The sequence below is a fragment of the Aquella oligotrophica genome, assembly GCF_002892535.1.
GTDB lineage: Bacteria > Pseudomonadota > Gammaproteobacteria > Burkholderiales > UBA11063 > Aquella > Aquella oligotrophica.
Window position 1 is genome coordinate 99,876 of the sequence record NZ_CP024847.1, and the last position, 13,825, is coordinate 113,700.

General features: G+C 37.1%; 12 protein-coding genes. 6 read left to right on the forward strand and 6 right to left on the reverse strand.

What is annotated here, in order from left to right; all coding sequences use genetic code 11:
* Position 1: 1 nt before the first annotated feature.
* The 4 genes from queF to CUN60_RS00485 form a co-directional block, all read right to left on the reverse strand.
* The gene (queF, locus tag CUN60_RS00470) at positions 2 to 823 is read right to left on the reverse strand and encodes an NADPH-dependent 7-cyano-7-deazaguanine reductase QueF (RefSeq protein WP_102950133.1); all 822 of its coding nucleotides are present in this window, start codon (positions 821 to 823) and stop codon (positions 2 to 4) included.
* Complete coding sequence (gene folE / locus CUN60_RS00475) at positions 820 to 1,476, reverse strand: GTP cyclohydrolase I FolE (RefSeq protein WP_102950134.1); 657 nt, start codon at positions 1,474 to 1,476, stop codon at positions 820 to 822. Before folE ends, queF begins: the two co-directional genes overlap by 4 nt.
* A gap of 18 nt (positions 1,477 to 1,494) precedes the next feature.
* A complete protein-coding gene (locus CUN60_RS00480) occupies positions 1,495 to 2,046 on the reverse strand; it encodes a VUT family protein (protein WP_102950135.1) in 552 nt (183 codons plus the stop codon).
* 175 nt (positions 2,047 to 2,221) lie between these two features.
* Positions 2,222 to 2,926 carry an SIMPL domain-containing protein gene (locus CUN60_RS00485; RefSeq protein WP_102950136.1) on the reverse strand — a complete coding sequence of 235 codons (705 nt, stop codon included), beginning with the start codon at positions 2,924 to 2,926 and terminating at the stop codon, positions 2,222 to 2,224.
* A gap of 469 nt (positions 2,927 to 3,395) precedes the next feature.
* Between CUN60_RS00485 and lepA the strand changes: the two genes are divergently transcribed.
* Positions 3,396 to 5,183, forward strand: coding sequence for a translation elongation factor 4 (gene lepA, locus CUN60_RS00490; RefSeq protein ID WP_102950137.1), 1,788 nt, complete (start codon positions 3,396 to 3,398; stop codon positions 5,181 to 5,183).
* Between the two features lie 20 nt (positions 5,184 to 5,203).
* On the opposite strand, the gene CUN60_RS00495 is transcribed toward lepA, so the two are convergent.
* On the reverse strand, positions 5,204 to 6,586 hold the full coding sequence (locus CUN60_RS00495; protein WP_158649219.1) for a hypothetical protein: 1,383 nt from the start codon (positions 6,584 to 6,586) through the stop codon (positions 5,204 to 5,206).
* 166 nt (positions 6,587 to 6,752) lie between these two features.
* Here CUN60_RS00495 and acnA point away from each other — a divergent pair, with 166 nt between their 5' ends.
* The 3 genes from acnA (at position 6,753) to CUN60_RS00510 (ending at position 10,742) form a co-directional block, all read left to right on the forward strand.
* A complete protein-coding gene (acnA, locus tag CUN60_RS00500; RefSeq protein ID WP_102950139.1) occupies positions 6,753 to 9,446 on the forward strand; it encodes an aconitate hydratase AcnA in 2,694 nt (897 codons plus the stop codon).
* A 181-nt stretch (positions 9,447 to 9,627) separates the two neighbouring features.
* Complete coding sequence (locus CUN60_RS00505) at positions 9,628 to 9,918, forward strand: YciI family protein (RefSeq protein ID WP_102950140.1); 291 nt, start codon at positions 9,628 to 9,630, stop codon at positions 9,916 to 9,918.
* A 95-nt stretch (positions 9,919 to 10,013) separates the two neighbouring features.
* On the forward strand, positions 10,014 to 10,742 hold the full coding sequence (locus CUN60_RS00510; protein ID WP_102950141.1) for a helix-turn-helix transcriptional regulator: 729 nt from the start codon (positions 10,014 to 10,016) through the stop codon (positions 10,740 to 10,742).
* 50 nt (positions 10,743 to 10,792) lie between these two features.
* On the opposite strand, the gene CUN60_RS00515 is transcribed toward CUN60_RS00510, so the two are convergent.
* Positions 10,793 to 11,998, reverse strand: a complete 1,206-nt coding sequence (locus CUN60_RS00515) for an MFS transporter (protein WP_102950142.1) — start codon at positions 11,996 to 11,998, stop codon at positions 10,793 to 10,795.
* A 186-nt stretch (positions 11,999 to 12,184) separates the two neighbouring features.
* On the opposite strand from CUN60_RS00515, the gene CUN60_RS00520 reads away from it, so the two are divergent.
* Positions 12,185 to 12,910, forward strand: coding sequence for a helix-turn-helix transcriptional regulator (locus CUN60_RS00520; RefSeq protein WP_102950143.1), 726 nt, complete (start codon positions 12,185 to 12,187; stop codon positions 12,908 to 12,910).
* A 152-nt stretch (positions 12,911 to 13,062) separates the two neighbouring features.
* Entirely contained in the window at positions 13,063 to 13,803 is a 741-nt protein-coding gene (locus CUN60_RS00525) for an SDR family NAD(P)-dependent oxidoreductase (RefSeq protein WP_158649220.1), read from the forward strand.
* Positions 13,804 to 13,825: the final 22 nt, after the last annotated feature.

The following is a 13,825-nucleotide window of genomic DNA, read 5'->3' on the forward strand; positions in this document are numbered from 1 at the left end:
CTTATTGCCTTATCAAACGCAAATTATCGGTTGTAAAATCGGCTTTAGTTGTCCTTAATGGGTTAATATCAAGCCCACCGCGCCGGGTAAATCGTGCACTTACCGTCAATTCATTTACTAGACAATGCTTCATTATATCGCTAAAAATCCGTTCCACGCATTGCTCGTGAAATTCATTATGATTGCGGAATGAAATGATATATTTGAGTAATGAAGCATGATCAATTGCCTTGCCAGTATATTCGATAACTACCGTTGCCCAGTCCGGCTGATTGGTTACTAGACAGTTTGATTTAAGCAAATTTGAATATAACTTCTCGGTTACGATTTCATCATTTTTTACTTTTAGTAATGATGGATTAACTATATATTCATCTATCGCAACATCAAGCGTATCAATCAATAGCCCACTTGGCTGATGAATAGTAAATAATCCAGACTCCAGAGGGTGAAGATCTACCGTTACCTCTGCACCTGCGGCTAAAGTTAAATCTCGGCTCATTATATCTTCAACATCTTTGCTACTAACAAACTTATCATTATTAAAGCTATTAAAATAAAGCTTCATTGACTTCGATTCAATTATATTTGGGCTAGCTGCCGGGACAATAATTGTCGCTATTGCTACTTCTGGTTTGCCTTTCAGATTAAGCCATGAAACCTCGTAGTGATTCCAAATATCAATCCCATGAAATGGCAAATTTGCTTCATCAATGCCAATTTCATCACGCTTGATTTTCCTTGGAATCGGAAATAATAATTCTGGAGCATAATGCGCTCTATATTCTGATTTTCTGCCTAACTGTGAAAGTTCTGGGTTCATGCCTGATTATCCTTGATTAATTCTAGAAAATTGCGTTTCATTTCCGGATTAGAAAATTGCCCGCCAAATTGATATGTGATATTCTCAACATTATGATCGCTAACCCCACGCATGGTAATACAATGATGCGTTGCCTTGATTAGAACCGCAACGTCTTCGGTTTCAAGTAAAAACTGTAATGCGCGAAATATCTGTAGCGTTGCCCGCTCTTGTACCTGTGGACGTCTGGCAAAAAAATCTACCACCCGATTTAATTTACTTAGTCCAACCACCTGATTACCGGGGATATAAGCAACAAAAGCCTCCCCACTAATTGTTACCAGATGATGTTCACAAGTTGATTTAAACGAAATGTTTTTAGCAATTACTGGCTCAGAATAACCATATTTATTATGATTAAAGGTCATTTTCGGGAAGTTGGCATAATTAAGTCCGTAAAATAACTCATTAACAAAGAAACGCGCCACTCGTTCTGGTGTTTTAGCAATCGACTCATCGTCTAATGGAATACCCAGTCCGCTTAGAAGTGTAGCAATACTTTGTTGTACCAGATTATTATCAATATTGCCATTTACCGGATTATCAATACCAAGAATTTTTAGATGTTGTGCAACTTTATTCCCAAGCGCAGGGTCTTTCTCGTAAGTTTTCATTTCAATCTTTTTATCATTTTAAATATAGTTTAATCTGCTGCGGGCAAATTTAATCAATGGAATGCTCAAAAGCACCATCCAGAATTTACCAATTATTTGCCCACCAATAAATTCATAGCTATGAAAAGCCAGATGAAGAAAAACGGTTGAATCAATAATTACGCCAAAACTGGCAGAAACCAGAACTGCCAAAATCAGATTATATTTTTGTAAAAGGCTATAAATAACGGTATCAGTCATTTCGGATAAAAAGTATGCGCTACACCCAGCTAGAGCCAGTGCTGGATTAACATATAGATAACTTAGAATAGTACCGATTATTACCGCAATCACTGCCAGATAAAGTCCAGCAAGCCGCTGGAGTATATCACGTAAGACTAATGCCAAGCCCGCAAATAAAACCCCAGAAGGGGCATAAATAATTGGACTAAACCAAACAGGTATTATGCATGGTTGATTGATTGGGCAACTAGTACCGAAATGTAGCAAGGTATAATTTGCCGCTGGGATCATACTTAGAAATAATGTAAAAAATACTACCGTTGCTATCTGCTTATTTGTTAGTTTCATAGTTTAATGTTAGAAATGATTTTCTGATGACTTTATCAAATTAATTATTAATAAATACAAAATAGGGAGTTATTGTACCTATCAATGTTAAAAATAGCAAATTTTCCACCCATAAAAAATAGCCAGAACAAGTCTGGCTGGTGATCATTATTCAAATCTCCATGACGCGATGCTATCAATACTCACTAACAATTGTAACATCAGCACTTACTGTATCCATTCCAGCAATTACTTCTGTTGCTGGGATGCTGCCACTATCTGCACTTGCCTTCATGGCTGCCATTCTTGGCATCATAAGTGGTGGGCGAGGCTGATTTTCATTTTGAATGGTAATCTGTTTAGTTGTTTTAGGTTTTAATCCTAATGCAGACAAAGATGCTTCTGTTTTTGTGCGAGCATCTGCTGTAGCTAGCTTAATTGCCTGTAATTGAGCCTCAAGTCTGTCTTTATCGGTTGCTGATAATTGTGGATTACCAACAATTGATGCGCCATTTGCCACAGCTTTATCAATTACTGCACCACTATTCATAATTCCTGTTTTTACCTGAATACTATAATTAGCTGTGTAGCCAGTTATCTTAGACTGATTATCGGCATAAGACCAGTTAGGAGTAACGCTTACCATTGAGGAGTAAATTGCCTGAGTTTGTACCTGTTTGATCGCTGATAATATCTGCTCAAACTTTTGGCGGGCTTGTTCCTGTGCCTCTTGAGGCTTTTTAGCCACTTCATTAATTGTTAATGAAATCAGAGCAATTTTTTGTGGAATTTCCACCTCACCATGCCCAGTACTAGTAATTGTTCTATTATTATCTACGGCAACTGCATTTGCTATACCAATACAACCAGCAAACATAAGTGCCAAACCAATTTTTTTCATTATGTAGTCCTTTTTATGCTAATATTCAATTGGAACACTAGTGCCAGAAATATGCACTAGTTCATAATCAACAACATCTGTTATACAAACTTGCAAGTATTAAAAGTAATCATGGATAAAGTAACAAATAAATCGCCTGAAAACGAAACAAAAACTGTAAAAATAATTATAAAAATATTATTCGGAATAGGCATCCTTGGTCTTATTGGCTTTATGACTGCGTTTATTGCAATGCTAACCCATTATAACCTATTTAAAAATTAATTACTACAACTAATCCTCAACAAAACTCTGCACAGATTTAATTATCTACAAATATACTACCTAGAGATGTATTGTAACACCATTGAATTTAATAATAATAGCAATTAAATAAACCAGCATTATTATAGCTGCCTGCTATTTCTTTGCCCGGTATCGTATTATGTTATAATCTTTATATTTTTCTGCAAATTTATTTTAGGTATTTATGAAACATATTCGAAATTTCTCCATTATTGCGCATATTGACCATGGTAAATCAACCTTAGCCGACCGCTTCATTGAGTTTTGTGGTGGATTAGATAAGCGTGAGATGGATAGTCAGGTTCTTGATTCAATGGATATTGAAAAGGAACGTGGTATTACTATTAAAGCCCAGACAGCAGCGCTGCAGTATAAAGCTCTCGATGGTAATATTTATAATCTTAATCTGATTGATACTCCCGGGCATGTCGATTTTTCATATGAAGTTTCACGCTCTTTATCTGCCTGTGAAGGTGCGCTACTGGTTGTAGATGCCTCACAGGGCGTTGAAGCCCAAACGGTAGCCAACTGCTACACCGCAATCGATCTTGGTGTCGAAGTTTTACCGGTTTTAAATAAAATTGATTTACCGTCTGCTGAGCCAGAGCGGGTAGCTCAGGAAATTGAAGATATTATTGGACTTGATGCTACTGATGCAGTTCATTGTTCGGCAAAGACTGGCGTTGGCTTACAGGAAGTATTAGAATTAGTAGTTGCTAAGATCCCTGCGCCTAAAGGTAGTCCAGATCAACCTTTAAAAGCCTTAATTATTGATTCATGGTTTGATAATTATGTTGGTGTGGTTATGCTGGTTCGAGTTGTTGATGGACAATTAAAACCAAAAGATAAAATCAAATTTATGAGTAATAAAGCCGTTTTCCTGTGTGAGCAGGTGGGAGTATTTACACCCAAATCAGTACAAAAAACTGCATTGTCTGCTGGAGAAGTAGGGTTTGTTATTGCAGGGATTAAAGAGCTGCAATATGCCAAGGTCGGGGATACGATCACATTAGATTCCAAGCCAGCAACTGAAGCTTTACCAGGCTTTAAACAGATCCAGCCAAAAGTTTTTGCTGGGCTTTATCCGGTTGAATCGCATGATTATGAAGCTCTGCGTGATTCACTTGAAAAACTGAAACTAAATGATGCTTCACTAAATTTTGAACCAGAAGTATCGCAGGCACTTGGTTTTGGTTTCCGTTGTGGATTTTTGGGCTTACTCCATCTGGAAATCGTCCAAGAGCGTTTAGAGCGTGAATTTGATATGGATTTGATTACAACTGCGCCAACGGTTGTTTATCAAGTTGTTGAAAAAACTGGTGAAGTTATTTCTGTTGAAAATCCAGCAAAATTACCTGACCCAAGCCGGATACAAGAAGTTCGTGAACCAATTATTACCTCTAATATTCTTGTTCCTAACGATTATGTCGGTGCCGTGATTACCCTATGTACGCAAAAACGTGGCGTTCAGTTAAATATGCAATACATGGGACGGCAAGTAATGCTTACCTACGAAATGCCGCTAAATGAAGTCGTTCTTGATTTTTTTGATAAACTTAAATCAGTTTCTCGTGGTTACGCTTCATTTGATTATGAGTTTAAGGAATTTCGTGTATCTGATTTGGTAAAACTGGATGTGCTGGTCAACGGTGAGCGGGTAGATGCGTTATCGCTAATTGTCCATCGAGCTAATTCCCAGTATCGTGGGCGTGAGTTGGTTGCCAAATTACGTGAACTAATCCCGCGCCAAATGTTTGATATTGCGATTCAGGCTGCAATTGGCTCACATATTATCGCGCGTGAAACGGTTAAAGCAATGCGGAAAAATGTGCTTGCCAAATGTTATGGTGGTGATATTACACGTAAGAAAAAGCTGCTTGAGAAACAAAAAGCTGGTAAGAAACGGATGAAACAGGTTGGTAATGTGGAGATTCCACAAACTGCCTTTCTGGCAATTTTACAGGTTGAATAAAATGAGGCAATCGCCTCATTTTATTTTTTTGTCATCGGATAGATTTCGCTATTAGAGCTATATGATGATGGTACATAGTATAACGTACTAATATTACTACTAATTGCAGTTGGCGACGATGATTGGAAAGCAACCGCTGGTTGCCAAGTAGAATATCCAGTTTGACGCATGACTATCGTATTATACGCACCATAATTATTTGGAGTATTACTCAGGTCACTGCCAACTTTAACCCAACTTTCCCCATCAAAACGACGAACTTTAATTAAACCACTTTCCTGATAAGCAACATATGGGCTATTATCAGCCTGATTGATTGCAATACTGATCCAAGTTGCAATATGGGTAGAAATGGTTGAACCTCCTACTGCGACCCAACTATTGCCACTATATTTTCTAACTGCAAGCAATTGATTGGAACTCTCATAAGCAACGTATGGAACACCAGTTGTATCTACTGCTAAACTTATAAAATTTACAGGTCCATTACTGAAATTTTCTGGACCAACCGGATCCCAACTACCGCCTTCGCTACTTAACTTCAAAACACTAACTCCACCACCATATACACCATCTGCATAGGCTATATATACAGGATAGGCAGTACCAATTCTAGTTGGAGTTGATGCCACTTTTACCTGAGTTGCCGTTCCAGTAGTAATACTACGATAGGTATTCAGATTAGTATTAAAGACGCTTAGTCGTCCACCGCCACTATATCCATCAGCGGTACAAACACCACTTTCCATTTGCACAGTTTTAGTTTCATACTTGGTTGTGTCACTATAAGCAAGAATTTGATAGCCACTACCTGGGGCAAGTGCCATACTCATTTCATCAGTAGTAACATCATAAATCTCAGGAGCAGGGCAACTAGCAGTGCCAACGCCACTATAGGAATATGCTTCTACATACTGAGCAACTGCAGACTGACTGAAGTCAATTTTATCTGGCAATGCTTTTAGCCAAAAGACCTGCCTTTTAGCATCAGTAGATGACTGACTCAAATAAGCCATATTAACTTCAAACCGTCCATCCACTGCAATGGAAGTACTAGCCGACCCAAGAGACATATTCTGATTGCTAGCAATCTGCTGCCAGCCTGTAGTCGATTGACCAAATACATAACGATAAACTGCTAAACTTTCACTACCCTGATAAGCTACATACAAATTGCCTAACTGATCACTGGCAAGCCCAATATTATTCGCTCGTCCAGTAACAATCGGTAAAGAGTTTGAAGTGTTTTGCCAACCTACCAATGGAATCGGTGGCGGAGTCGGCGTAGGAATTGGAGTAAAGGGTGAACTACCTGCATTGCCGCCAATGGGAACACAACTAGGTAAAGTAGCTGCTGCAAGCAAAGCCCCCAGAAGTAATCTCTGGTAATTTTTTTTATTCATTTGTAATCGATTCAATATAACTGCTAATTTATGTTCTATAATAAACATCAAATTTTTGTAATTATCCCCATTTTATCACATCTATCCTCAAATGCTGCCCTGCAATGCCATTACCAATCAAATTGTGATAAAATAATGCAAATTTAATAATTTAATGGTGACGAAGATGCATAATCTGTTTAATACTCAGTCTGAAATTAGTACCTCAAGCGGAAAGTCTTATAAATATTACTCCTTACCTAAATTAGCCGAGGCAGGTTTTAATCTCAAAAAACTCCCTGTATCAATAAGAATTGTTCTAGAAGCAGTGTTGCGCAATTACGACAACATCAAAGTTAATGAAGAGCATGTTAAACAATTAGCCAACTGGCAGGCAAAAGGTGAACGCGTTGATGAGATTCCTTTTGTAGTTGCTCGTGTAGTATTACAGGATTTTACCGGGGTTCCTCTATTATGTGATTTGGCAGCAATGCGTACCGTTGCTGATAAACTTGGTAAGGATTCAAAAATCGTTGAACCACTAGTGCCTGTGGATTTGGTCGTTGATCATTCGGTACAAGTTGATTATTATGGTAATCCAAATGCATTACGTCAAAATATGGAGCTTGAATTTGAGCGCAATAATGAGCGTTACCAGTTTATGAAATGGGGAATGCAGGCTTTTGATACCTTTGGTGTAGTTCCTCCGGGCATTGGTATTGTACACCAAGTTAATTTAGAATATTTATTCCGTGGCGTGCAGCATAAAGGTGATGTTGTGTATCCTGATACCCTAGTTGGTACTGATTCGCATACAACCATGATTAATGGTGTTGGTGTTGTTGGTTGGGGTGTCGGTGGTATTGAGGCGGAAGCTGGTATGCTTGGGCAACCAGTCTATTTCTTGACTCCAGATGTAGTTGGAGTTGAACTTAAAGGTAAACTAAACGAAGGTGTATTGGCAACTGATCTGGTTTTGACTATTACCGAAATGTTACGTAAAGAGAAAGTAGTTGGTAAATTTGTTGAATTTTATGGTGAAGGTGCAGCTAGCTTGTCAGTTACTGATAGGGCAACAATTGCGAATATGGCACCTGAATATGGTGCAACAATGGGCTTCTTCCCAGTTGATAGCGAAACTGTACGTTTTATGCGTGCAACCGGGCGTAAAGAAGAAGATTGCGAATTATTTGAAAAATATTTCAAAGCTCAAGAATTATTCGGTATGCCACAAACTGGCGAGATCGAATATACCAAATCTTTGAGCCTTGATTTATCATCTATCAAGCCTTCACTAGCTGGTCCAAAACGTCCACAGGATAGAATTGAACTAGGCAGTATGAAATCAACTTTCAACTCGCTATTTGTAAAACCAATTGCTGAAAATGGCTTTAATAAAAAAGCTGAAGATTTAGCTGCCCGTTATCCAACGAAACTTGATGGTGTAGATATTGGTAACGGTGATGTGTTAATCGCTGCAATTACTTCATGTACTAATACTTCAAACCCGACCGTATTATTGGGTGCTGGTTTGCTGGCTAAAAAAGCAGTTGAAAAAGGTTTACATGTTCATAAACGAGTGAAAACATCTCTCGCACCCGGTTCTCGCGTTGTTACCGAATATCTAGCTAAGTCTGGTTTACAGCCATATCTTGACCAGCTTGGTTTTAATATTGTTGGTTATGGTTGTACTACTTGTATTGGTAATGCTGGTGATTTAAAACCGGAAGTAAATGAAGTTATCAGTGCTAATGATATTATCGGTTGTGCGGTATTGTCTGGAAATCGTAATTTTGAAGCGCGGATTCATCCAAATATCAAAGGTAATTTCTTGGCATCTCCTCCACTGGTTGTAGCATTTGCGATTGCTGGACGCGTTAATATTGACATGACTAGTGAACCAATTGGTAAAGGTAGTGATGGTAAAGATGTATATCTTAAAGACATCTGGCCGACTAGTGAAGAAATTGCTAGTCTGATGCATTTGGCACAAAACCCAGATACATTTAAAAAACTTTATTCTGATTTCACGTCAGGTCATGATCTATGGAATAATGTTAAATCTTCTACTGGTAATGTCTATACTTGGCCTGAATCAACTTATATTGCTGAGCCACCATTCTTTACTGATTTTGGCATGACTTATTCAGATATTGGTGATATTAATAATGCGAAGCCGTTATTAATTGTTGGTGATTCAGTTACTACTGACCATATTTCACCAGCTGGCTCATTCAAACCAACAACTCCGGCTGGAAAATACTTACAGGAGCGTGGAGTAGAACCTAAAGACTTTAACTCTTATGGTTCACGGCGTGGACATCATGAAGTTATGATGCGTGGGACTTTTGCCAATGTGCGGATCAAAAACTTAATGATTCCAGCTAAAGCTGATGGTTCACGGGTTGAGGGTGGCTATACATTATATAATGGTGAGCAGACAACTGTTTATGAAGCCGCAATGAAATATGTGAATAGTAATACGCCAACTGTTGTTATTGCAGGAGAAGAATACGGTACTGGTTCTTCACGTGACTGGGCGGCAAAAGGAACTCAATTACTTGGTGTTAAAGCGGTGGTTGCCAAGAGTTTTGAACGTATTCATCGTTCAAATCTGGTTGGTATGGGTGTGTTACCACTACAGTTTAAAGCAGGAGAATCTGCTGATAGTCTTGGATTAACTGGAGCTGAAACCTATTCGGTACTAGGAGTCACTAATGATCTCAAAGCACAACAGGATTTGACGCTACGTATTACCTATGCTGATGGAAAATCGAAAGATGTTTCTGTTTTATGCCGGATTGATACCCCAATTGAAGTTGAATACTACAAACATGGTGGAATTCTTCCGTATGTATTACGTGAGATATTGAGTAAATAAAAGTAATACAAATTATAATTTTTAGAGCCTCTAATTTTAATAGAGGCTCTTTTCATTAGACCTCTTCGTTTCACTTCCGTACCATACAAATTAGTCCTATTAATACAATTTATAACATTAGACTCAGATACCCGTAATATAATAATGCTTATCTTAAATAGACAAGCTAATTGGAGTTAAAATGTTTTTGGTAGATCTAGTATACAAAGCAGATATAAGTATAGTCGAAAAATTTACACCAGAGCACCGGGCATGGCTTGATGAACAGTATAAGGCTGGACATTTCATGTTTTCTGGACCAAAAAAGCCAAGAACTGGTGGTATAATTATTGCAAAAATGGATAGTCGCGAAGAGTTACAAACACTACTTGCCAATGACCCATTTGCCAAAAATCAAGTGGCTGAATATCATATAACTGAATTTATAGCCATGAAAACTCATGGTGAATTACAAAAATTTGTCGAGAAATAACTACAAAATTAGGCATATAAGAGCCGGTTTGCTAAGTATCAGGAAAAATTATTTACAATAAACTTTGATAACTTTGAGCATTAACGGGAGGAAGTATGACAGATACCGATTACATTGATGAATTAGTTAATGCCTATAAAGAACTAGATAGTCTGCTTGCTCACTTCAAGGTACTTATTACTGATCCTAATGGTGCCACTCTTTTTGCAAGTAAATTGTACAAAATGAGCTGTGGCGTTGAGGATATTCCTATTGGCATGAAGTATACGCAACAGGAGCAAACAGGTAAATATCTAGCACAAGATACGCTTAATGAATGGCAGGAGGTTGTTGCAAAGCGAACTCCAAAACATTCAATTAATGTCAATATGATAGATGGAAAAATACAGCCTTACATGACAAGTAAGTTTCCGATCATTAATCCAGATACAAATAACGTCGTTGGTATTTTCAACATTCGTCATCAGGTATTATATAATAGTATCCAGCACCAGCTAATGCGTGCATTGGACATTTATAAAATATCGGATAAAGCAGCAATTAGCGAATACGAACTAACTAAACGCGAAAAGCAATTAATTTTTCTCTTTCTAAGTGGTCTTAGTAGCAAAGAAATTGCCATGATCTTATCCAAAATTGAGGATAAGGAAATTTCAAAAAACACTATAGATAATATCTTTGCTAATCAAATCCGGGTTAAATTTAATGCCTATAGCCGGGAAGCTTTAACAGAAAAACTATTACAACTCGGATTTGATCAATTGATTCCACAAGATCTATTAATGAGCTTTAAAATTCCACTATTAGATGTTGAGACCTACTAGGTTTGATTTGAGTTAAGTTTTCAATCATGAGTAGTACCCACATTAGATTATTATCCTCTCGCAAAATATTTTCGCTGTAGTGTCTTTGCCTGCAAGTAAAACAATACAGCGGCTATAATAACACCTGCTATATTAAGAAGCATATCCGCATCTAAAAAAGGTAATACCCCGTTATGTGAGACTACTTTTGACATGGTAGTAGTAATTATTGCACAGACAAATAATATTCCACTGGACATAAGCCCGGATGAGTTACCTGGAATATGACTGAATCTTGCTATAGTCAAACAGTATAATCCTGAATACAAGACACCTGCAAAGATATTTAATAAAACAGTAGTTCCCATAAGTACCCAAATGTTAATTACAAATCTGGTTATACCAAACATCACAGCTGAAATAATCACAATCGCAACTGCTGCACCAATAGCTTTTTCTTCAAAAGAGTATGATTTTATCGCTTTATTAACCAAACTACCAAATAACCATGCAATCCCTAATACCAAAGCACAATAACCAAAAGAAATTTGCGATAAATGCAAGGTGTTTTGGATAATATATGATCCAACCGTATTAAAAGATACTGCTACAGCATATAAAGTACCCATTGTAGCTACACCTAACAGGAAGAATTTATCACCCAGAATCGTGGTATAACTATTTTTAATTTCAATAAAGTTAACTGTTTTTCTCTTTTTTATCGTTTCTTTAGTAAATATTGCCGTAACTATTGCCAAAGTAAGCGCATAGCCCGCCATTAAAAGAAAGCTACTTTTCCAGCCAAAATGATGCCCAAGATAGCCACCAATTGCTGGAGCCAAAATTGGTCCCATAGACCACGCTATCTGCATAATGTTTACTTTTGATTTCAATAGTTCTTTATCATGGGCATATAAGGACATCGTTGCTACACGCACCGACACAGCAAAGAAACCAACACTAAGCCCCTGTGCTACACGAAGAACAATCAACATATGTATATTTGGTACAAAAACTATTAAAATTGCTAATAAAGCAAAAATAATCAATGAAGCAATGGTTAATTTCTTGGTACCATAGATATCAACAATAGTACCAGAAAAAAGCATACTGATGGCGTAACCCGCAGTATAAAAAGGAATACTTAATTGAGTCAAGAAGCTAGTAGTATGAAAATAAGCAGTTACCGCAGGCAATGATGGCGCATATGCATCTACTCCCATTCCCGGCAATGGTAAGATAAATAGCCCAATAATAAATACTAAATTTTTGTTCATGACTGATTCCTTCTTAATCTGATAGCACTATTTTAAACAGTTCAATTTATTTTGAAAATAGTACTTTTACACCATGATTAAGTCATTTGCTTTCCATGATTCATTATGGAAAATTATCAGCTGGCAGATACTGATTGTGCTAAAATCAACGAAATATCTGATTGTCATTTATATTGGAACCATTAGATGAATAATGAAGACTTTCTAGCCAAGGTAATTGCTAAATATAAGCGGCTGGATGAATTAATGCCTTTTTTCAGAATCGCTATTAAGGATAGCAAAACTCGAATCCTCTATGCCACGCAGAAGTATAAATTTACTCGTGGCGAGGACTCAAGTCAAATTGGCGAATATGGATTGCCACCAACTGTTTATAAGTATAACCAGAATCAATCTATTAATGAAGAGTTGGAAGTACAACAAACACGAACAGTCAAACATTCGATTAATATGAATTATTTTGAAGGTACGATTCAGCCATATATGACTAGCAAATATCCATTGATAAATCCGGATACTGACGAGGTGCTTGGAGTTGTGGTCGTACTACATAAAGTTCTTTATAGCAATATCCAGCACCAACTGCTAAGGGCTCTAGAAATTTATGAAGAGCCGCAATTTGTTGATTTTAATCAGTATAACTTGACAAAAAGAGAAAAGGAACTAATTTTTCTATTTCTAAATGGTTTAAGTAGCAAAGAAATTGCTATGGTTTTATCTAAATTAGAAAATAAACCTGTTTCTAAAAATACTATTGATAATATTTTTTCAAATCAGCTCCGGGTTAAATTTGATACATTTAGCCGAGAGGCATTATACAATAAGCTTCTTCAACTTGGATTTGATCGCCTAGTCTCCAAAGATTTATTATTTAATGTAAAGATTCCTCTACAACATATCGAAGCTTATTAATTATTCTCATTTTAAGCTATCTGCAAATCAATCCTTTTTGCGGTATAATTGCCGATTGGTGTAGCTAAGGAATTTTGCAACACAGCTATTACAAAATAGTCCGAGCAGTTACCTTTATTTAATGATCAATCCAGAATAGGAAATTTGTTACTGTGAAAACACTGCTAATCTCAGGAGGTTCTTCCGGAATAGGTGCAGCCTGTTGCGAAAAATTTTTGCAGAATAATTATCGGGTCTATAACCTAGATATAAATGACAACCCGAGCTTACAAAAATATCCTGCATATCGTTATTTAAAAACAAATATTTGTAATAATGGTGAAATTAGTCTCGCATTAGAAGATATAAGAAATCGTGAAGCTATAATAAATACAGTAATCGTATCAGCAGGGAAACATCTATCTGGGTCAATTGAAACTACCGATGAGGATGCCTTACTGGATATAGTAAATCTAAATTTGCTTGGAGCATGGCGATTGATCAAACAAATATTACCATTCATGAAAAAAAAGGGTGGCAATATAATAACCATTGGTTCAGATCAATCAACAGTAGGCAAGCCTAATTCTGCCGCTTATGGTATGACTAAGGCAGCTTTAGCACAGCTTACTAAAAGTATTGCGATTGATTATGCCAAGTATAATATTCGTGCCAATTGCCTTGGCGTAGGAACGATAGATACACCATTATATCGTAAAGCAATTGAAAACTATTCGCAAAAATCAGGAATAAGCCTTGATCAAATCGAAAAAGAAGAAGCAAGTTGCCAACCATTAGGCAGAATCGGTTTACCCCAAGAAGTAGCAGAATTAGCTTTTGCATTAAGCTTAGATAACCTTGCTTATGTTACCGGTGCGTTGATCCCGATTGATGGTGGTTATATCGCTCGCTAGACTAGAATTATTTTATGGAAAT